The sequence below is a fragment of the Plectonema radiosum NIES-515 genome (assembly GCF_025753815.1).
Classification (GTDB): Bacteria; Cyanobacteriota; Cyanobacteriia; order Cyanobacteriales; family Nostocaceae; genus Hassallia; species Hassallia radiosum_A.
Genome location: NZ_JAOWRF010000065.1, coordinates 1 through 19,858, shown reverse-complemented (window position 1 = coordinate 19,858; position 19,858 = coordinate 1). Strand labels below are relative to the sequence as shown.

Here is a 19,858-nt window from a genome sequence, read left to right as displayed (position 1 = left end):
ACTGTTGACTGTTAACCGTCAACCAATAACGCTCCAACCAACAATTAACACCCAAAAACTTGCAAAACTTGCACTTCCTCACCAGGATTAATTAAGGTTTTACCCACAGGTAGAATAGCTAAAGCGTTGGTTTGGGCTAAATTTATTAAGTTTCCTGAACTGTGACTACCACCAGCGACCTGAAAGTGGTAAAATCCATCGATTAAATGCAGCTTACCCCAAAGGTAAGTTTCCCGCTTGCCATCCGATCGCAATTCATCATGCGATCGCGCTTTCACAAAACTCAGCCAATAGTCAGCAAGTCCTGACATCTTTTTGATTGCCGGTTGCACAAACCGCAAAAATGTCACCAAAACCGCAGCCGGATTTCCTGGTAAACCAAAATATAAACAGTTCTTACCTGGGAAGGTAGCGAAAGTCAGCGGTTTACCTGGTTTCATTCCCACAGATCGAATGTGAATTTTTGCGTTTAAGGATTCGAGAATTTGCTCAATGTAGTCGTAATCTCCCACGGAAACCCCACCAGAAGAGATAATGATATCGGCGTTAACAAGAGCTTCAAAAATCGTTTGTGTTAAAACTTCTGGATCGTCCTTAACAATTCCTAACATTAACACTTCTGCCCCAGTTTGTCTGACCAAAGAAGCGATCGCATACTGATTAGAATCCACAATTTGTCCGGGTTGCAGCGGTTTATCAGGCGTTACCAATTCATTCCCTGTCGAAAATATAGCTACACGCACTTTGCGGTAAACACGCAATTGACTACATTGAGCCGCAGCTAAAACGGCAATTTCCGGCGCATTCAAGACAATTCCTGCGGGTAGTAGTTCTGTTCCAGCTTGATAATAAGATGCTTTATATCGGACAAATTCTTGGAGTTTGGGTGCAGTGAGGATAAAAACGCGGTTATCTTCCAAGCGAGTTTTTTCCTGCATTACTACTGTATCCGCACCCGCTGGCATGACCGCACCTGTGAAAATGCGCGCAGCTTGCCCCATCTTGATTGTACACTGAGGCTGACACCCAGCGGGAATTTTTTCAACAATTTCCAAAACAGCTGGTGTCTGCTCGGTAGAATGCTGCACATCTTCATAACGCACAGCGTAACCATCCATCGCCGAATTATCCCAATGGGGAAAATCTAAGTTACTTATGACAGGTGTTGCGAGAATGCGATTATCTGCAAGTAAATCGACAACTTCTGTATCTCGCTGATTATCGAGCGATCGCACCAAATTTAAAATAATTGCTTCTGCATCACTGACTGACAACATGGCGATCCTGATTTTTACGAGTTAGAAGCAGTAACGAAGCATTTCCAGTGAAGAAAAAGCTAGAGATTAATCTTGCTGAGATACTATATTTAAAATACAGTCAGCGATATTGCGAGGAAAATTGTGCTTACGTGCCAATTGTTCCTTACCCTTGCTCAAAAAACTTTTTCTCTCTTCAGATGACATATTCACAGCACGAGTGAGAGTTTGAGCAAATTGACTGGTGTTTTCAACATCAACTAAAAAACCATCTTCACCATGAACAGTTGATTCCTGCAAACCATCGACTTGTGAGCAAACTAGAACGGGTCCATTTTCATCACACGCATCTCTAACGTCTAAGGGAATCATTCCAAAAGGTTCCGCCAGAGATGGAACCACCACGGCTTTCACATTTGGCGATCGGAAAATTGCTTTCAGTTCCTCTAGGGGAATATAATTATTAATAACTTTGCCACGAACTTGCAGCTCTTCAAATAGTTTGATAATCTTCGGGTAAGTCCCTTCCGTTTGAGAAGTGGCAAAACTTGTCACCAAAAGCACAAGTTCTGCTGTATGGTATTTTTGAGATTCAGCAAACGCCTTTATTAAGTACTCAAAACCCTTGTACTTTGCCGCTCTACCCCCCGCAAAAACAAGATCCCGATCAGAGGGTAATCCATATTTTTCAATAATCTCTTGAGGATTACATCTAGTTTTATTTTCAACTAAAGGCAAGCCATTAATTAAAGGAACTAAACTCTCTAAAGATGCCTGATACTCGTTAATTAAATGATTTTTCATAAAATCATTACAATAGGCAACAAAACATTCTTTGTGGGTGTTGGCATCAAAAACCGCTTGCTTTTCCCAGTTATACCGAGTTTCATTGGTGTTTTTCTCATGAATCAATGCGGTACTATGGGGAATCCAAACAACAATGGGTTTATTGCCTTTGAAGTGAGATAATTGGCGAAACAGAAAAGAACCGACCCCACAGTAGGGCGGATCGGTAGTAAATACAATATTTAATTCATGTTTTTGAAAGTAGTTGATGACGATATTTGCTGCCCCAACTGATGTGGCTTTCCACTGCTCAATATCAACATACATATCATCCCCTTCAGTGCCATTCAAGTGATAAAGAACGTCTCCTGATAGAGATCTGCATATTTCTTCAGTTTCATGCAGTATTTCTGGACTATACCAGGAACATTCGGGATGATAGAATGGTGTTCCTGCATAGAAAATGGTCTCAAAACCATGCTCTCGTAAATATTCAGCAACGACAGGCATTGAGTCAATAAATTGTTTGACAATAGCGCCTACCCCACAACACCAAGTAGCAATCCCATCGTAAGAAAAGTGATAAATTGCGAGCTGTTTAGGTTGGTTCATGTCTAAATAATTACCTTTTGGTATAACAACTTTTAGCCCTACATTTTGTACTTCATGGCGGAATCCGTGAAGATTAGGGAATTTGGGTAAAAATGCCGAGACAAGAGACAGACAAAGCCATTTCCTTACTACCCAAAATTGATGTACGAAATGTAAATTTATAGTGAAAATAGCACAAAAAATAATCGATTATGCAACAGATGATATACACTTTACAAAATGATACAAAAGAGTGCTTCAGAGAATTAGATTATGTCATTGTCTCTAAATGGGCATATTGCTTTAGTAACGGGAAGTTCTGCTGGATTGGGAAAAGCGATCGCTTTGAGATTAGCTTCAGCGGGTGCTAAAGTGGCGATTAACTACCACAATCGGGTATCCCAGGCAGAAAATACGTTAGCAGAATTACAAGATTTAGGCTGTACAGCTATTTTGGTGCGCGGTGATGTCACGCAAGAAGAAGATGTGGCACAGATGTATGATGAGATCTCCTCACAACTGGGTGCAGTAGATATTTTAGTATTGAATGCGACAGGAAAACAAGCTGAACTCCCATTTGAAGAGTATACCTGGCAGGATTTCCAGACAATGCTCGACTTTTTTGTCAAGAGTCCTTATTTGCTGACTCGTGCTTGTTTACCCTCGATGAAGGAAAAACGATGGGGACGAATTATCAATATTAGTAGTGATGTTTGTTTTCGGGGAGTCAATAACTTTAGTGCTTACGTGACAGCCAAAAGTGGACAACTCGGGTTTACCCGCAGCATGGCAACAGAACTGGCTCCCTCTGGAATCACAGTAAACGCAGTTGCTCCGGGATGGATTCCTGTAGAACGCCATGAAAATGCATCTCAGGAAATCAAAGATAGTTACCTTACAAGTATCCCCATGCAGCATTGGGGAACTCCTCATGATATTGCGGAAGCCGTGCTTTACTTTGCCAGTCTTGAGTCTGCATTTATTACGGGACAGTATCTTTGTGTTAATGGTGGATTTACCTTATAGTTTTGACTCTTTTTGCCAATTAGTAGAAAATATGGTGAAGTTAGGTATACTTTCGCCAGCAATAAATAATTTAGATTTGGGTGATTTGAGGCGAAGATTTCCTATATGTCCTAATTTTGGATTTGCCAGAGGAACACCAATGGATATCTATTATTTAGATAAGTTTATTGGCGAAATTCGAGAGCAAGTTGTAGGAAATGTATTAGAAATCGGCGGAGTCTTGCTAAATAAAGAAGTTTATCAGTTTCATAACGCCACTCGATATCAAACCCTCGATATTCTTGCAAGATCAGGCGTTACTTTGGTTGGAAATGCACATGATCCAAGCATAATCGAACCAGAATCTCTAGACACAGTAGTAATATTTAATGTCTTGGAACATTGTCGTGAGCCTTGGGTGGTTGTCAAAAATATTTACAGTTGGCTGAAAGTTGGCGGTCAATGTTTTGCTATGGTACCCAATGCCCAGAGATTACATGACGCTCCTGTAGATTACTGGAGACCACTTCCTGATGGAATGAAACGGTTATTTCAAGATTTTTCCCAACAAAGGTTGTATCTTTACGGTAATCCTTTAACACTTATAGCCGGTTTTATGGGAATTTCAGCAGAAGAGTTATCGTCTGAGGAACTCGATGATTTTCATCCTGATTACACAGTAACAACTTGTATGGTAGCAAGGAAGTAATTCCTACATTTTTTTCTGATATTAGAGCCTCACAATGAGCAGTTGATGCCTTGGTGAGTAATTTATTTTTCAATCTCAGTAGAAAGTAGGTACTGACGTTTTGTTTGGCGTGAATTTTTTTGATGTATCAAAATATCATTCTAGTGATTCTACTTCCAAATTCTCTTTCTTTACCTGCTCAATCATAAAGGTAACAATAACAAATACAGTCAACACATAGCCGGAGATGATGTATACCAATCCATAGGCGGTGTCAAGATCGAAATCCAAGTTTTGAATCAGTGGCTGAGTAAGAATTGGTGACAAAAACTGCCCGAGAAATGTTGATGCGGTTAGCCCGCCCACTGCACGTCCACGATAGGTAGGGGGTACTATAGCTGTTAGCCAGGAATCTAAATTGGGGATTAAAAACCCTGCACCTAGTCCGCATATTGTTAACCCCAATAAAACCAATGCGTAGTCGTTTACCAAGCCAACTATTTCATAACCAATACTCACAAGACCAAGGGATAGCACAACCACAGTCATGTAATCTAGTCGCTCTTTTAGTTTGGCAAACAATAAGGAACCGATAATGAAAAACAACGACATCGCCGCAATTGCTATACTATTTTGCTTGGCATTAGCGCCAGTCATAGCTTGCAGGTAAAATGGCAAATGTACGGGAACTAGGTATAACATCACTTCTCCCAACAGAGCCACGACATAAATAAAGATCACCAGTTTCTTGGATTCGCCCATATCTTTAGACTCTAGCAGAGATGGTTCTTCAATCGGTAAATCTTGTGTCGTTTGGGCAGATTCTGTTGATGAAGATTGCGGCTTCTTCACCATTCCTTCTGGTTCCCTAATGACGAATAAAATCAGTGGCAATAGCAAAAAAGCAAGTAGGTGAATCAGAAATGGATTCCGCCAATTATAATCAGCTAAAACACCACCAATCAGCAATGCAGTTACTGCCCCAATACCAATAAATGCAGCTTGTAGTCCTAATAACTTCACTCTCGCCTGTCCCGAATAATAGTCACCAATTAATGTGATGACAGAGGTGGTAATCCCAGCCGTAGCCAAACCTAATAGGGCACGACTCACCAGAATTCCGAAAATGGAAGGAATAAAGAACCCTAAAGTTCCAAACAAGCCAAATAGAATAATTGAAATAACTAGAATTGATTTTCGCCCTACAGAATCAACTCCAATCCCGATTACTGGCGCTCCCAAAAGTATAAACAAAGAAGGGATAGCGATAACCAGTTTTACCCACAAGCCAACATTGTCTAAATCGGCAAAATGTTCTTGCATTGCTGGCAGCGCAGGTGTCAAACTGGCTGCTGCGAATACAATTAGCGTACTCGACAAAAGCAAAGTTAATTTAACGATCAAGCTATCGGGATTGTATTTATTTTGACCGATCATAAAATAGTTGTTAAATTGATACCAATGCCATCCTCACCTTGATGAGTGTTGAGTAAATTCAAACTTTCACTGGAATTCAGCCAGCCAGCTATGCGATTTTTAGAGTACATGCAAATGGAGGTGCAGGTTTCATCAATTCTCACCGCTAGTAGCCCTGGTAATCCTGCTGCCTCTAATTTTTCATATATCCAAGCAGCAATTTGTTCACTGGTTGGTGATTCCAAACCTGTAGACTCATTTAAATGATAGTGATCTAAATAATTTTCGACTAAAGGTTTGAGATAAGTCTTGATATCTGAATAATCAATCAGCATACCTTGTTTAGCACCTTTTTCCACCAATTCACCGCCAGCTACATAAACTATTCCACGCCAACTATGTCCATGTAACCTAGCGCATTTTCCATCATGGTAAGGTAACTGATGGGCTGCTTCAAACCGAAATTCTTTAGCCAGTAGCCACTGATTATTTGTCATTGGACTCCGATATATTTATGTGTTTGTAAAGAAAGCTTGTAATGAGGTTTTTGTTGTAGCAATTGTAAAATTAAAGGTAGGGTTTTTGCTGAATTGTTCCATTCAGGTTGCAAGTAAACAGGCAGGTTAGATTTCGCAGATAGATGTTCTTGGTAGAAGTCAACTTCTGTCCCAGTTCCTATCACTATCTTCACTTCATTTGTCCGACTCCAAAACTGCTTTTGGACTGGGTATCTTGGATTAACATGTTCCTTCGGAGATAAAGTAATCCAAGCCGCAGGAGAGATTTCTTGCCAAAAAGCTCCAGAGGTTTCAATACTGACTTCCTTGCCTTCTGCCAAAAGAGCTTGCACCAAATCAGGTAAATGCTTTTGAATGAATGGTTCTCCACCACTAATTACCACTCTGGGAGATTTTAGCTCCGCTAAAAGTTCCTGGATAGAGCGTTCCTTTCGCGGTAATTTGGCACCACCATCACCATAACCAGTGTCGCACCAAGGGCAGCCCACCGGACACCCAGACAAGCGAATAAAGTCTACCAAAGAACCAGTCCAGTATCCTTCACCTTGAACTGTACTCTGAAAAGTTTCGTGAATTGGTAGCTTGATATCTAACATTGGTACAATTGTTGATGGAGTCTTGATATCTAACATTGGTACAATTGTTGATGCAGTTCGGCGATTTAATTAAAGTCTGGGTAAAATCCCAGTTAAAAATTCACTAAAAAAAACATAACATGGATTTCGCATCAATTCACAACCAAGTGTTATGTAAACCTTTTAGCCTTATTTTTTTCAGTCAAAACATACACCTTTGAGTGGATGCGGACTGACGCACAAACTACCATTTGGCATGGTTACGAGCGATCGCTCTTTCCGTTTTTGAAGGTAGCGATCGCTATGAGCGTCTTTAACAATAGAACACAAGTAATAGCACTGATGTTATTTTTTACTAATGCGTAAGTACTATGAAAAAATCTTGTTTGAGCAAGTAATCTCTCTTTGTTGGAATAGAAGCAACAATTGTCCGCATTGATGCGTGGGAAGTCTCAAAATATAATATTTTATTAAAAGTAAGCCTTGCTCAAAAAACCCTACAAAAGTTAAACTGACAACTTGATTTCGTAAAAATACTAATTGAGCTACAAACACCGAAAAACCAGATGATTACACCGGAAACCAAAATACCACTAGGTTTGACTTTTGACGACGTTTTGCTTGTACCTCGTCGTACCCGTGCGAAAAGCCGCAAAGATGTGGAGGTGTCAACTAAGCTGACAAAAAGAATCGACCTTAAAATCCCTATTATATCAGCAAATACACCTTGGTGTACGGGTGAGTCTATGGCGATCGCTATGGCAAAGTTGGGTGGAATCGGTATCATTCACCGCATGACAACTGCGGAAATTCAAGCAGAACTTGTCGATAAAGTCAAAAACACAGTAATTGATTTAGCAGTTTCCCCTCTAGCTTCTGTAGATGCCAACAATCATCCTCTTGTTGGTGCTGGCATTGGCACCAAAGATGACTATTTAGAACGAGCTAAACAATTAGTCGATAATGGTGTAGATATCCTGGTTGTTGACATAGCCCACGGTCACGCTGATTATGCACTGGATGTTATCTCCAAATTTAAAGCACTTTATCCTCATGTTGATATCATCGCTGGTAATGTCGCCACAGCCGAAGGTGTATCAGACTTAATTGAAGCTGGTGCTGATGCCGTCAAAGTAGGTATTGGACCTGGTGGGGTTTGCACAACTCGGCTAGTTGCTGGTGCTGGTGTTCCCCAACTAACTGCAATTATTGAATGTGCTACCGAAGCACGAAAGCACGGCGTGTCAATTATTGCCGATGGAGGCATCCGTACATCTGGAGACATTGCCAAAGCCATAGGAGCGGGTGCATCAACAGTCATGTTGGGCAGTATGCTGGCAGGTACCGATGAAAGTGCTGCTCAGTTAGTAGAGATAGATGGATGCTTCTATAAAATCTCCACAGGCTTTCCCAGTTTAGGTGTGGAACTAACCCTCAAGCAAATCAGGAATGAAGAGATTACCGAAGATGAAGTCAAGGAGTACGTAGCAGAGGGAGTAGACGCAACATTTGAATACAAAGGTTCCCTGAAGGACGTATTAACCCCACTTGTAGGTGGGTTGCGTTCAGGAATGAGCTACTCTGGTAGTTTGTCAATTCCCGAATTTTGGGAAAAAGCTCGTTTTATTCAAGTTACTGCTGCCGGACAAGCAGAAAATAAGCCTCATATTCTGACGCGAAATATCCAAGTTCATCCAGATTACCGCAATCTGATTGCACAAAAAAAATCAGAGCAAAAAGATAGTTGACTATATGGGAATTTCAGTTTATTTGCAATTGCTCATCACGGGGGATTTCCAAATTCATCCTGGTTATAGTTCTATTCTGATTAATAGAAATTCCGGCGTTGCTGATTTGAAATATGAAGAAAGACATTTTTCCAGATGAGTGGAACATTAAAAACATCATTTGTAGAGAGGTTTTTGCGGGATTTGTAGAGACGTTCCAGTGGAACGTCTCTACGAAAAATTATAAATTTCAGCCTTTATAGGGTTGCAACGCCGAAATTCAAAAGCCAAATCCAAACATGTTTAAATTCCACTAAAAACCTAAATAGATTGAGAGTAGAATGCCACACAATATATCTTGGAATGAAATCAACGGTTTAGTAGGGTTGTTAGCTGATCGAGTTGCAGACAAGCAGATAGATACAATTGTAGGGATTTCACGGTCAGGACTGATTCCAGCAGTCATGTTGTCTCATATATTAGGAGTGCGACAATTTGCAGTTCTTGATATTATCCGCACCACTTCGGACAACGTGAACGCAGACAAAACAAAAGCTAATTACAGAGGAATACTTAACGAACAATTCATCACAGGTCAAAGCATTCTTCTTGTAGATGACATAGTTGGTGAAGGAATGACCATTAGGACTGCTCAGGAGATTATGAAAAATCTTGGTGCGAATGCGATGTCTGCCACTTTGGTCATCAATCAAGCAAATTTAGGCACAATTGCTCCAGAGGCAATAGTCGATTACTATGGCTGTATTGTTCATGAGTGGGTTATTTTTCCTTGGGAAGGTAAAGAGGGATAAGCATTATGCGTAACGCACTCAAGTTGAGCAAATTGTTTATTGTCGATCGCCCGATTGACCCCGACCTTGGTATTACCCACTTTATCAGTAAGTGGAGCGATCGCTACGGCTATTATCCTACTTTTCAATTCAATCAGATCCAGAATGCTCCCTCATTCCGGCTGATCATGAATTTGCTAAAACGCGACTTGCTCGCAAGTTATTTAGACGTAGCACCAAACGTTAATCTTGCTTCTGTACTAGCTAATCGCCTAGACACAAGTCAAGCTAAAATATTCCGTGGCTCAAGTCTTGCGACTCAAGAACTAAGCGGACTTGGCAGCTTGCCGATTATGCGTCATCAGCCTGGGGATGTCGGCAAATACATGACTTCTTTTGTTGGTAGCTTGATTGACCCTGACACAAACAGTGTTAACTTGGGTTTTTATCGGATACTTGTAATTGCAGAAGATCGGGCAGTCATTTTCATGGACAAGCGTACCGACGCTTACAAGATTGCTGAACGCTGGCGATCGCGTGGAAAAGAAGCTTTGATAACATTGTATAATGGTGGTCCCCTAAACACCTATCTCGCGGCTTCTGCGGCTATTGCACCAGATATCGACAGCTATGAAACAGCAGCGAAACTAGCTGATAGACCCCTGACTATTGACGATAATTCCTACCCTCCAGCACCAACAGAGGCTGAAATTGTCATTCACGGCAAAGTTCTCAACGAATTTGCGACTGAAGCTCCATTTGGTGAATTCAAAGGATATTACTCTCCAGAAACCCAAAGCCCAGTGCTGATGCTTGAAAAAATTACCTGTCGTCCTTCCCCGTATTTTCTGGGCATATTTTGTGGTAAAGAAAGCGGGTTGACGTTAATGTCTTTGCAAAATGAATTTTTGATTTTCCAACATTTAAACAAGCTTGGTTTTGAGTTCAACAAAGTCAGTTGTCCACTGGGAGCATTTGGGGAGTTTTTGACACTTATTGAAACGCCCTATCCGTCTTCAGAAATCCTCCATGCTACTATGAATTTCGACAAAAGAACGAAAATAGTTGTAGTCGCACAAAACATTGAATATGCCTTAAAAGAGCTTTCAATATTTGATTTCGAGGTTCATACTGAACCATATATCAAGCGTGGCAAGCGTCAAGGTGAGCGACTAGGTATAATCGTCAACCGCACTATTCAATATCAGTGGACTGAATATTAATATTATGATTGGGATGCCCAAGTTAACTACTCTGATCTACTGCGTGGAAAATGAGAAAGTTCTACTCGCACAGCGTAAAAAGGAACCATTTGTGGGGTACTGGATTGCTCCTGGTGGTAAGATTGATCCTGGAGAATCCCCTTACCAATGTGCAGTTCGCGAACTTGCTGAAGAAACAGGTTTAAATGCCCAAAACCCGCGACTAAGAGGCATTATTACCGAAACTTCTCCAAGTCCAGATTGGCAGTGGATGATATTCATCTATGTGGTGACTAGCTTCAGCGGAACCATTATTTCCGACGAACGTGAAGGTATATTGAGATGGTGTCCATTAGCAAATTCTGTAGACTTGCATATGCCAGAAGCCGATCGCATATTCTTTCCCAGAGTACTAGATATTAATCAACCAGTTTACCAAGCTACATTTCACTACGATGATAACTTGTTGCTCAACAAAGTTTCTGAACATCCTGCATGGGTTTCTTGAAACTGCCACTTTTTACAAGTTATAAAATCAGAGTTTAGCAACAAGTTTATTAGGAAAAAAAGCTAAAATCTGGCAACAGAAGTAAATAACATCTAGTTATATCATGACAGGCAAATTACATTGTAGAGACGTTCAGTCCGGCAGGGAAATTACATTGTAGAGACGTTCCTCAAAAACGTCTCTAGGAGGTTTACGATGTTTTTATTAATGTTATACCAATTCTCTGTGAACTTGCACTAAATGATAATTCCTTCTTCCTTGGCTTCCTTGGCTTCCTTCTCCCTTCGGGAGAGGCTAGCGCCAAGGCGGTTCGTTTAATAAAAATTAAATGCATCTTCATGGAGAATCGGTATTAATTAACCGGACATGATATTATTTGTTACTTCCTGGAAAATTCGGTTTATAGATAACGAAAAAAGATATGTTTGAAACTATAGCTTTCGATGCCGACGATACATTGTGGCACAATGAGATGATTTTTCAAGATACGCAAGAATTGCTCTACCAAATGTTGAAGCCTTATACGGATGAGGAAGTCATTCATCAAAAATTGTCCAAAATTGAGATGTCTAACCTTCGGCTATTCGGTTATGGAATCACAGGTTTTACTTTATCTATGATCGAAACCGCGCTCTTGGTTTCCGGTGGACAGATTCCTCAAAGCCAAATTCAATATATTATTGATTGTGGTAAGCAGATGCTAGAAGCACCAATTGAGCTACTACCTGATGTCAGACCAACTTTAGAAAAATTAATGGACTCTTATTCTCTGATGTTGATCAGTAAAGGTGATTTAATGCATCAAATGAATAAGGTAGAGAGTTCGGGTTTAGCAGAACTGTTCTCTGTGATTGAAATCGTTCATGAAAAGAATAATCATACTTATAAAAAGATTGTTGACAAACACGGGATTACACCTTCATCATTTCTAATGGTTGGTAACTCAATGCGCTCTGACATTTTGCCAATCTTGGAGATTGGTGGTAGTGCCGTATATATACCTTATCATGTTACTTCCCATGTGGAGATGACAACGCAGTCAGATATACCTGCGGATCGTTTCTGGCAGTTAGAGTCTTTGAAAGAGCTTCCACAACTTCTGAGTACACTTCATCAATAAACTATGGTAAAAAAATATGTACTAACCGGAGGACCTGGTGCTGGGAAAACCAGTCTATTAATATATCTAGAAATTCTTGGTGAACTAACTATTAGAGAAGCCGCAGAGGATTTGATTCGCTATCAACATGCACTAGGAGTAGCAGCACCTCGACTCGATCCTAATTTTGAAGAAAAAGTATTAAAGCTGCAATTGTCTAGAGAACGTAATATTAGCCCCAATCTACATAGAGTCTTCTTAGATAGGGGCTTATTAGACGTTCTCGGATATTATCAAGCTTTAGATAGATATCCCTGCGAGTTAATGCAATCAGTAATCCAGAGGTTACAACAGGAGAAAGTATATGAAAAAATCTTCATTATCGAGCATCAAGGAGTTATGGAAACCACATCCAGAAGGCTAGAAAATCTGGAGCAGGCATTATATATAGAGAAACTTCAAGCTGAAAATTATAAGCAGTTTGGTTATGAAGTAATCAGAGTTCCCTTTGATTCGGTTAAAGTGCGAACAGAGATGATTTTATCAAACTTATAAAGTGGTCATTATGCCTGTTTTAATAAATGTAAAAAAAAATGTAATATGCAAACAAAACTTTACCATAAGTGTTGACAGTTCACCATATTTTACAGAAACAACTACTGAATGAATACTGCTTTTATAGTTAGGCGTTTGTCCCAAAAATCACAACTATTATACGGATTGCTTTCTAAGATCTTCATCTGCACCGATGTGACGAAACCCTTAAAATGGAGATAGAGGAAAAACACGCATACCCTAACCTTATATAAATATTTATTTTGTATGACTATCGACCGAGTACCCCAAAAACATTATCCCAAGGTTGATATTGGACGACGCGGTATGGCATTGGGAATCGATTTCCTTGGTGTCTGGTTACTCAGTTCAACATTCGGTAGCGATCAAATTGGCATTCAATTCGTACAAATACTAGTTTTTGCGATCGCTTGGGGAATAACGCGAGTGGTGGTAGTGTACAACAATCAGGGGCAGAGTTTAGGACGTTGGGCTTTCGACATGAAGCTGCTAGAAGTCGAAGATGGGCAAGTAGTAGGCAGAATTCCTTCTTTGCAGTCTCTTCTCAAAAGAGAAGCTATAATCTGTTTTGGTGCGCTTTTAATATCAATTGCCCTGGGCAACATTATTAAAAACCCCACTGCTATAGTGCTAGTGATTCCCCTGGCAATAGATTGTGGGGCTGCGTTATCAGATACCCAGATGCGGCAGGCTTTGCATGATCGCGTATCTGGTACTATGATAGTTTCGTCGCGTCGAGGCTATTCGCTCGATCTAAAAATCAAGCGATTAGTTGAAAAGACACGACGTAATGTGAGAAAATAGTAATTTGTGTTAATTCTCTTCAGGCTTTACTGTTTGTAAGATTATGGCTAAAAGTAAAGGTGCTCGCATAATTGTGACCCTAGAGTGTACTGAGTGTCGGTCAAATGCAAATAAACGTTCTCCTGGTGTTTCACGTTATACCAGCACTAAGAACCGTCGCAACACAACCAATCGGCTAGAACTGAGCAAGTTCTGCACCCACTGCAACAAACATACCGTTCATAAGGAAATCAAGTAAAAGATGAGTTATTTCCGTCGTCGTCTGTCTCCGATTAAGCCTGGAGAACCAATCGATTATAAAGATGTCGATTTATTACGTAAATTTGTCACCGAAAGAGGTAAGATACTTCCACGTCGGATTACCGGACTGACTTCTCAGCAACAGCGAGAGTTAACATTAGCGATCAAACGCTCCCGGATTGTGGCATTGATGCCTTTCATCAATGCAGAAGGCTAAAAAGAGTTATGAGTTATGAGTTATGAGTTATGAGTTAAAAACTCCTCACTTATAGTAGAGACGTTCCGTCGGAACGTCTCTACCTAAGTACAGACGTTCCGTCGGAACGTCTCTACCTAACTCTTAACTATTGAAAATATTCATTAATAAGATGCGAGAGTTGTGGAGAAGGGGACGCTAGTTGAATTTAGAGTTCAAGGCGATCGCCGTCTGGGTGTAGTAGAAAAACCAGACGGCAAAACCCGTTGGTTTGTGGTAGATGAACGTAGTCAGTCCCACAGCCTCGCGCCGAGACAAATCACCTACACTGTTAGTGGGCAAACTTACAAGACCTCAGAAATTAAAAGCTTTCAAGAGCAAGTTAAGGATTATTTAGATCCATCAAGCTTGGAGATCGCTTGGGAATTACTGGTCGAGGATGGAGAAACAGTCACTCCTAAGGAAATGGCGAATTTGCTATTTTCCGATTCAGAACCGACTTTGTGTTACGCGGCTCATTGCTTGTTATCAGACGATAAAATGTATTTCAAGCAAAAGGGAGAAGCTTACGAACCTAGAAGCGCTGCGGCTGTTGCAGAACGCAAACACCAGCTAGAAGTAGAGGCTTTAAGAGCGAAGGGACAGCAGGAATTTTTAGAGCGTGTAGAACAAGCTCTCAAAGGCGAATCGGTGGAATGGCAGCGGCACGATCGCCATAGAATAGAAGCAGTAGAAAAATATGCGGCTCTCCTGGCGGATATCCTGCGTGGAGGGGTAAATTATGACACTGTGGCTCGCGCATATCCCCCCCCGGCTCCAGTATTGGAAACCATGACCATGCTAGGGCGTCCTGCTACCCCCCAAGGAGCCTTTCAACTATTGATTGATTTAGGTTGCTGGAGTCCTCATGAGAATTTATTCCTGCGTCGTTCGTCAATTCCGATTCAGTTTCCTAGCAAGGTATTAGAAGTGGGGCAACAGCGTTTGGATTTTCCGCCGGCTGACTTAGATAGCGATCGCCTGGATCTCACACATTTGAAAGTTTACACAATTGATGATGAAAGCACCACTGAAATAGACGATGGTCTAAGTTGGGAAAGACTTTCAGATGGGCAAGAACGCTGGTGGGTACACATAGCCGACCCCACACGCTGGTTAGAGCCAGAAGATGAATTAGACCTAGAAGCCAGAAAGCGCGGTAGTACAGTTTATCTGCCGACGGGAATGATTCCCATGTTCCCAGAACTCTTAGCAACAGGACCCATGAGTCTAATTCAGGGTAAGGTGTGTTGCGCTCTCAGCTTCGGGATAATTTTAAATGAAGCTGGGGGAGTGGAAAATTATAGCATACATGCGAGTTTAATTAAACCGACATATCGCCTGACTTACGAAGATGTCGATGAAATGCTAGAGTTGGGGGTAGAAGCTGAACCAGAAATCGAAGCGATCGCTCTTGGAGCAAAAAGACGCAAACAATGGCGCTATGCTCAAGGAGCAATCAGCATCAACATGCCGGAAGCGATGATTAAAGTCAAAAACGACGAAATCAGCATCGACATATTAGATGATTCCAAATCGCGGCAACTCGTAGCCGAAATGATGATTCTTGCCGGTGAAGTTGCGGCTCACTACGGTAAAACTAATAACATTCCCCTGCCTTTTCGCGGTCAACCACAGCCGGAATTGCCCCCCGACGAAGAATTGCTACTGCTACCAGCCGGATTTGTCCGTGCCTGCGCTATGCGTCGCTGTATGCCGAAAAGTGAAATGAGCATCAACCCGCTGCGTCATGCCGGTTTGGGATTAGACACCTACACTCAAGCGACATCTCCCATCCGTCGCTACAGCGACTTACTCACCCACTTTCAGCTTAAGGCACATCTGCGCGGTGAAGTTCTGCCCTTCACAGCAGATCAACTTAAAGAAGTGATGATGACTGTCACTGCCATCACCCAAGAATTAACGATGGTGGAAAGGCAAACTAATAGATATTGGGCTTTAGAGTATTTGCGGCGTCATCCCCAGCAAGTTTGGCAAGTTACCGTTTTGATGTGGTTGAGAGAAGATAACAATTTAGCACTAATTCTCTTAGAAGATTTAGGCTTGCAATTGCCCATGTCTTTCAAGCGATCGGTAAATTTAGGTGAACAAATATCGGTGAAAGTCAGCCATGCCGATCCGCAAAAAGACGTAATTCAGTTTCAGGAAATAATTTATCAAGAAGCGCAGTCATCTATGAATTAAGACTTTATCACCTTACTTTGAACTTTTGTTTGTGCTTGAAATCGCGTTAAGATTAAAGACTTTGAATATAGAAGTGAGAGCTTGATTTTGTCAAACAATGGCGATCGCTCTATACATATCGATGTCAATCCTTATACATTTAAACAAAGAAGCATGAAGGTATAGGTTGACATCACCATGAAACGACGCTGGAAGTCTCTACTGCTAGCCTGGAATTGGGTACTGCTGTCATTGGGTACATCAATCTTGATTATCCTGACACAGCCTATTTCACCCGTTCCCGCACAACAACCACCTGCTATTGAAACAACAGAGAAAAAGCCTTCAATACCAGAAAAACCCCCAAGCACTCCAGAAACAACAGAGAAAAAGCCTTCAATACCAGAAACCACCGACAAAAAGCCATCTGACGCAGCAGAACCCACACCCACACCCGAAGAACTCGCTCGTCGGCAAAAACTGATGGAAGGAGATAAGCTGTATCTTGCGGGAAATCTCGCAGAAGCTGAAAAAATGTATCGTCTTGCGAAAGCACCTTTCACCACAAAATTAAAGAATCAAGAACGCAAAGCCCCAATAATCGATCCAACACAACTTTCCCCAGCAGGTAAGGTATACTGGCGAGAAGCTGAAGCCGGAATAGCAACTAAGCTGCAAACTAGAACTCTAGTACCACTGCAACTATTAGTTGAACAAATTCCCGAATTTATCCCCGGTCAGATAAAATACGCTGAAACTCTCAAACAATACAATGATGAGAAAAAAGCACTAGCTGTATTAGATAGAGCTGCTACGCTGTATCCCAATCAACCAGACTTAATTAAAGCTAGAGTTGCAGCACTTGCAGAAGCGAAAAAATGGATCGAAGCTTCTTTAGCAGCGCGTCAATTTGCGATTCTCAATTCCAACGATCCCCAAGCACCAGAATTTCAAAAGCTAGCTGACGACAATCTCAAACGTTATAAATCTCATATCCGCGCCGAAGTTAGAGGTAACACCATTGCCAATATTATTACTGGTGCATTAGGTTACGCTCTCACTGGCAGCCTTCTGGGTCCCTTCTCTGCCCTTGATTCTACCATACTGTTGCTACAAGGTGAAGGGTCTATTGGGGAATCTGTAGCCAAGCAAGCAAAAAAACAACTCAAATTAATTAACGACGAAACTGTTTTAAAATACGTTGATGAAATCGGACAGAAATTAGTTAAGGTATCGGGAAGGGAAGAGTTTAAATACGAGTTTTTTATCATTGCCTTGGAGGATCTTAACGCCTTTGCGCTACCTGGAGGCAAAATCTTCATTAATGCGGGTGCGATCGCTAAAGCCAATTCCGAGGCAGAATTAGCCGGTTTAATCGGTCACGAATTATCCCATGTCGTCCTTTCCCACGGTTTTCAACTAGTTACCCAAGGCAACTTAATTTCCAACGTCACTCAATATTTACCACTTGGCGGCACCATCGGTCAACTCTTTGGACTTAGCTACAGCCGTGATATGGAACGTCAAGCAGATACCCTCGGTACACGTTTGATAGCTACCAGCGGCTATGCTTGTGATGGTTTGCGTAACTTATTGGTGACGTTAGAAAAACAACAAAAAAATGCTCCACCCACTTGGTTATCTTCTCACCCAGGGGGTGGAGAGCGAGTCAAATATTTAGAAAGCTTAATTTCTGACACTGGCTATAACCGTTACGCTTATGAAGGAGTAGGGCGTCACCAAGAAATTAAAGAACGCGTAAAGCAACTACTCAAAGAGAAAAAAGAACGTGAAGAACAAAAAAAGAAGCCAAATGATGAATCAAAAAAATAAATTCTTCGTCACTTGAACTATCAACTCCCTAACCACTGTTCTGTTGAGGATGATTTATGTCATCAAAAACTTTTAAATTTCTGTTTTTTGGCAGTTTGAGTTTATCGCTCTTGCTGGGCAATACCGCAGCATTTGCTCAATACAATAACACAACTACCAGAACCACCACGACTACTTCTGATGGCGTTGTCGTACCCACAACATCAACAGGTGGTTCAATACCATCTGATGGCAGATCAAGACCAATCGACAACTCAACAAATATACCAAATTACGAGGGCGTTAATAACATTGCTCGGTTTAGCTGTCAGCCCGAAAATGGTCAGTATACCGTAATGTATCAGCCCCAAAGTCAACCAAATCAATATTTTCCTTGGGCAGCACCTGGAGCTTTAGGTGGTGGTTGGAATTCTCAAGCTCGTTGTAATGCGATCGCCACTCGTTTAGAATCTTACCGTCAAGATGGCTTATTAGAACTCCAAACAGCCGTAGAAAATAGACAGAACACAATCTGCGTTACCACCGAAGCTAATCCATCCTGTCGAATTGTCCTGACAGTACCTCCAGGAAAAGATGCCTATGATGTACGCAATAATGTGTTTCAAAATCTGGTTTCCGCCGACAATGGACAATATACCACAGCCGTCAACACTTACACTAGCCGTGGGAACGGAACGAACGATTTATACAACTTAGGTCGGACACTTCTCGGTAGTGGCAACAGTCGCACTAATAATCTGGCATCATCTAAAGCCGGAATCAATCTTAAACCATTCCTCGACCCCAAAGATGGGGGTACTGCTACTAGTTTGCGGAATGGTGTAGGACGTCGGCAAGGTAATCCGCAAAAGCTGAATCCGGGCAATTTCCGTTAATTGATTGTTCTGGCTTAAAAGCTCAAATATCCCCCCTATATCCCCCTTCTCAAGAGGGATATTTTTTTGGCATTGCAGATTTTAACTATTCATCTGGAACTTGATACAACCCCAGAACTTCTGCCTCTAGAACGATTTAGCCTCAAAGCCAGATGAAGTAAAAATAAGATGCGTATAAACGCAAATTGTATTCTAGGAAACGGAATTTTTTTATGAAACAGCTTTCAACTGTAGGACGCTTTTTGGCTACAACTGTGTTATCTGTGTTAGCGATCGCATTCGTTTGGCAAGGTGCGTTTTTCTCGAACACCGTAGCAATGGCTAATCCGGCTGCAAATTTAATCGCTTCGGCAGACGCAGCCGATCAAGTTAAAGATAAAGCCAGTACAGATGCTGGACGAGCTAAGGGTTTCATCCGAGATACAGCAGATAAAGTTAAGGAAGCTGCCAAGAGCAATGCTGCTAAAGTTGATCGAGCAACGGATGATGGTAGTTTTGTTGAGCGCAAAGCAAAGGAAGATGCAGCTACAATTCAGCGAAGAGCAGAGGAAGATGCATATCGGACTCAAAAAGCAGTAGACAACACAAAGAATGCTGTTGAACGCACTGTTGATAAAATCAAGGATGCTTTTAGCAAATAGAGCTGAAAACAACACCGTTAGCTGAAAAACAGGTTATACGTTCAGATTTGCTCAAACTGAACGTATAAACCGTAAAAAAGTCCAGATTAGCGCTCAAAAAACAAGCTATAAAAAAAATTACTCTATTTTTCCATTACTCAATCTTCCTGCCAGCCAAGGCACGAAAGTTGTTTGAATAGAAACTGTTAAAGATAGAACCGCAAATAACTACTATTTTCCGGAATATTCCGGAAAACGACAAATAGGCGTGGTAGTATTAATTAACAAAGATTAAAACTACCAAATGTCAAAAAAATATGTCAGTCCCA

General features: G+C 41.3%; 21 protein-coding genes. 16 read left to right on the top strand and 5 right to left on the bottom strand.

Features of this window, described 5'->3' with window-relative positions; all coding sequences use genetic code 11:
- Positions 1-44: 44 nt before the first annotated feature.
- Together OGM63_RS04155 and OGM63_RS04150 are read right to left on the bottom strand one after the other, a co-directional pair.
- Positions 45-1,277: a molybdopterin molybdotransferase MoeA gene (locus OGM63_RS04155; protein ID WP_263744238.1), complete on the bottom strand. Its 1,233-nt coding sequence runs from the start codon at positions 1,275-1,277 to the stop codon at positions 45-47.
- Positions 1,278-1,343: 66 nt separating this feature from the next.
- Positions 1,344-2,654: a glycosyltransferase family 4 protein gene (locus OGM63_RS04150; protein ID WP_263744237.1), complete on the bottom strand. Its 1,311-nt coding sequence runs from the start codon at positions 2,652-2,654 to the stop codon at positions 1,344-1,346.
- A 252-nt stretch (positions 2,655-2,906) separates the two neighbouring features.
- Between OGM63_RS04150 and OGM63_RS04145 the strand changes: the two genes are divergently transcribed.
- Positions 2,907-3,659 carry an SDR family NAD(P)-dependent oxidoreductase gene (locus tag OGM63_RS04145; RefSeq protein ID WP_263744236.1) on the top strand — a complete coding sequence of 251 codons (753 nt, stop codon included), beginning with the start codon at positions 2,907-2,909 and terminating at the stop codon, positions 3,657-3,659.
- The gene (locus OGM63_RS04140) at positions 3,640-4,347 is read left to right on the top strand and encodes a class I SAM-dependent methyltransferase (RefSeq protein WP_263744235.1); all 708 of its coding nucleotides are present in this window, start codon (positions 3,640-3,642) and stop codon (positions 4,345-4,347) included. The genes OGM63_RS04145 and OGM63_RS04140 overlap by 20 nt, the downstream gene beginning before the upstream one ends.
- A 135-nt stretch (positions 4,348-4,482) precedes the next feature.
- Here the strand turns inward: OGM63_RS04140 and OGM63_RS04135 are convergent, their stop codons facing one another.
- Genes OGM63_RS04135 through OGM63_RS04125 form a run of 3 tightly spaced genes read right to left on the bottom strand, consistent with a single transcriptional unit; the run spans position 4,483 to position 6,892 of the window.
- Complete coding sequence (locus tag OGM63_RS04135; protein ID WP_263744234.1) at positions 4,483-5,763, bottom strand: MFS transporter; 1,281 nt, start codon at positions 5,761-5,763, stop codon at positions 4,483-4,485.
- A complete protein-coding gene (queD, locus tag OGM63_RS04130; RefSeq protein ID WP_263744233.1) occupies positions 5,760-6,239 on the bottom strand; it encodes a 6-carboxytetrahydropterin synthase QueD in 480 nt (159 codons plus the stop codon). The genes OGM63_RS04135 and queD overlap by 4 nt, the downstream gene beginning before the upstream one ends.
- Positions 6,236-6,892 carry a 7-carboxy-7-deazaguanine synthase QueE gene (locus OGM63_RS04125; RefSeq protein ID WP_263744232.1) on the bottom strand — a complete coding sequence of 219 codons (657 nt, stop codon included), beginning with the start codon at positions 6,890-6,892 and terminating at the stop codon, positions 6,236-6,238. Before OGM63_RS04125 ends, queD begins: the two co-directional genes overlap by 4 nt.
- 168 nt (positions 6,893-7,060) lie before the next feature.
- Here OGM63_RS04125 and OGM63_RS04120 point away from each other — a divergent pair, with 168 nt between their 5' ends.
- The 14 genes from OGM63_RS04120 to OGM63_RS04055 all read left to right on the top strand — a co-directional run bounded on the left by OGM63_RS04120 (position 7,061) and on the right by OGM63_RS04055 (position 19,550).
- Positions 7,061-7,201, top strand: a complete 141-nt coding sequence (locus OGM63_RS04120; RefSeq protein WP_263744231.1) for a hypothetical protein — start codon at positions 7,061-7,063, stop codon at positions 7,199-7,201.
- Positions 7,202-7,401: 200 nt separating this feature from the next.
- A complete protein-coding gene (gene guaB, locus OGM63_RS04115; RefSeq protein WP_263744230.1) occupies positions 7,402-8,583 on the top strand; it encodes an IMP dehydrogenase in 1,182 nt (393 codons plus the stop codon).
- 320 nt (positions 8,584-8,903) lie between these two features.
- Positions 8,904-9,374: a phosphoribosyltransferase gene (locus OGM63_RS04110; protein WP_263744229.1), complete on the top strand. Its 471-nt coding sequence runs from the start codon at positions 8,904-8,906 to the stop codon at positions 9,372-9,374.
- Positions 9,375-9,379: 5 nt separating this feature from the next.
- Positions 9,380-10,576, top strand: a complete 1,197-nt coding sequence (locus tag OGM63_RS04105) for a UbiD family decarboxylase (protein ID WP_263744228.1) — start codon at positions 9,380-9,382, stop codon at positions 10,574-10,576.
- A gap of 4 nt (positions 10,577-10,580) precedes the next feature.
- Positions 10,581-11,063 (top strand): NUDIX hydrolase, encoded by a 483-nt coding sequence (locus OGM63_RS04100; protein WP_318528399.1) that lies wholly within the window; start codon positions 10,581-10,583, stop codon positions 11,061-11,063.
- A gap of 421 nt (positions 11,064-11,484) precedes the next feature.
- Positions 11,485-12,183: an HAD family hydrolase gene (locus OGM63_RS04095; protein ID WP_263744226.1), complete on the top strand. Its 699-nt coding sequence runs from the start codon at positions 11,485-11,487 to the stop codon at positions 12,181-12,183.
- A gap of 3 nt (positions 12,184-12,186) precedes the next feature.
- Positions 12,187-12,717, top strand: coding sequence for an AAA family ATPase (locus tag OGM63_RS04090; protein ID WP_263744225.1), 531 nt, complete (start codon positions 12,187-12,189; stop codon positions 12,715-12,717).
- A gap of 267 nt (positions 12,718-12,984) precedes the next feature.
- On the top strand, positions 12,985-13,542 hold the full coding sequence (locus tag OGM63_RS04085; protein ID WP_263744224.1) for an RDD family protein: 558 nt from the start codon (positions 12,985-12,987) through the stop codon (positions 13,540-13,542).
- A 43-nt stretch (positions 13,543-13,585) separates the two neighbouring features.
- Positions 13,586-13,780: a 50S ribosomal protein L33 gene (gene rpmG, locus OGM63_RS04080; protein ID WP_072022147.1), complete on the top strand. Its 195-nt coding sequence runs from the start codon at positions 13,586-13,588 to the stop codon at positions 13,778-13,780.
- 3 nt (positions 13,781-13,783) lie between these two features.
- Positions 13,784-13,999, top strand: coding sequence for a 30S ribosomal protein S18 (rpsR, locus tag OGM63_RS04075; RefSeq protein ID WP_029634024.1), 216 nt, complete (start codon positions 13,784-13,786; stop codon positions 13,997-13,999).
- Between the two features lie 162 nt (positions 14,000-14,161).
- Positions 14,162-16,222 carry a ribonuclease catalytic domain-containing protein gene (locus OGM63_RS04070; RefSeq protein ID WP_263744223.1) on the top strand — a complete coding sequence of 687 codons (2,061 nt, stop codon included), beginning with the start codon at positions 14,162-14,164 and terminating at the stop codon, positions 16,220-16,222.
- 177 nt (positions 16,223-16,399) lie between these two features.
- Positions 16,400-18,034, top strand: coding sequence for a M48 family metalloprotease (locus tag OGM63_RS04065; protein WP_263744222.1), 1,635 nt, complete (start codon positions 16,400-16,402; stop codon positions 18,032-18,034).
- Positions 18,035-18,090: 56 nt separating this feature from the next.
- On the top strand, positions 18,091-18,909 hold the full coding sequence (locus OGM63_RS04060; protein ID WP_263744221.1) for a COP23 domain-containing protein: 819 nt from the start codon (positions 18,091-18,093) through the stop codon (positions 18,907-18,909).
- Positions 18,910-19,121: 212 nt separating this feature from the next.
- Positions 19,122-19,550, top strand: a complete 429-nt coding sequence (locus tag OGM63_RS04055; RefSeq protein ID WP_263744220.1) for a hypothetical protein — start codon at positions 19,122-19,124, stop codon at positions 19,548-19,550.
- Positions 19,551-19,858: the final 308 nt, after the last annotated feature.

Coding starts and splice junctions, on each gene's coding strand:
- guaB (WP_263744230.1), top strand. CDS start 7,402: ATGATTACACCGGAAACCAAAATACCACTAGGTTTGACTTTTGACGAC.
- OGM63_RS04095 (WP_263744226.1), top strand. CDS start 11,485: ATGTTTGAAACTATAGCTTTCGATGCCGACGATACATTGTGGCACAAT.
- OGM63_RS04145 (WP_263744236.1), top strand. CDS start 2,907: ATGTCATTGTCTCTAAATGGGCATATTGCTTTAGTAACGGGAAGTTCT.
- OGM63_RS04155 (WP_263744238.1), bottom strand. CDS start 1,277: ATGTTGTCAGTCAGTGATGCAGAAGCAATTATTTTAAATTTGGTGCGA.
- OGM63_RS04085 (WP_263744224.1), top strand. CDS start 12,985: ATGACTATCGACCGAGTACCCCAAAAACATTATCCCAAGGTTGATATT.
- OGM63_RS04125 (WP_263744232.1), bottom strand. CDS start 6,892: ATGTTAGATATCAAGACTCCATCAACAATTGTACCAATGTTAGATATC.
- rpmG (WP_072022147.1), top strand. CDS start 13,586: ATGGCTAAAAGTAAAGGTGCTCGCATAATTGTGACCCTAGAGTGTACT.
- OGM63_RS04110 (WP_263744229.1), top strand. CDS start 8,904: ATGCCACACAATATATCTTGGAATGAAATCAACGGTTTAGTAGGGTTG.
- OGM63_RS04060 (WP_263744221.1), top strand. CDS start 18,091: ATGTCATCAAAAACTTTTAAATTTCTGTTTTTTGGCAGTTTGAGTTTA.
- OGM63_RS04150 (WP_263744237.1), bottom strand. CDS start 2,654: ATGAACCAACCTAAACAGCTCGCAATTTATCACTTTTCTTACGATGGG.
- OGM63_RS04135 (WP_263744234.1), bottom strand. CDS start 5,763: ATGATCGGTCAAAATAAATACAATCCCGATAGCTTGATCGTTAAATTA.
- OGM63_RS04065 (WP_263744222.1), top strand. CDS start 16,400: ATGAAACGACGCTGGAAGTCTCTACTGCTAGCCTGGAATTGGGTACTG.
- OGM63_RS04055 (WP_263744220.1), top strand. CDS start 19,122: ATGAAACAGCTTTCAACTGTAGGACGCTTTTTGGCTACAACTGTGTTA.
- rpsR (WP_029634024.1), top strand. CDS start 13,784: ATGAGTTATTTCCGTCGTCGTCTGTCTCCGATTAAGCCTGGAGAACCA.
- OGM63_RS04100 (WP_318528399.1), top strand. CDS start 10,581: ATGATTGGGATGCCCAAGTTAACTACTCTGATCTACTGCGTGGAAAAT.
- OGM63_RS04140 (WP_263744235.1), top strand. CDS start 3,640: ATGGTGGATTTACCTTATAGTTTTGACTCTTTTTGCCAATTAGTAGAA.
- OGM63_RS04105 (WP_263744228.1), top strand. CDS start 9,380: ATGCGTAACGCACTCAAGTTGAGCAAATTGTTTATTGTCGATCGCCCG.
- OGM63_RS04090 (WP_263744225.1), top strand. CDS start 12,187: ATGGTAAAAAAATATGTACTAACCGGAGGACCTGGTGCTGGGAAAACC.
- queD (WP_263744233.1), bottom strand. CDS start 6,239: ATGACAAATAATCAGTGGCTACTGGCTAAAGAATTTCGGTTTGAAGCA.
- OGM63_RS04120 (WP_263744231.1), top strand. CDS start 7,061: ATGCGGACTGACGCACAAACTACCATTTGGCATGGTTACGAGCGATCG.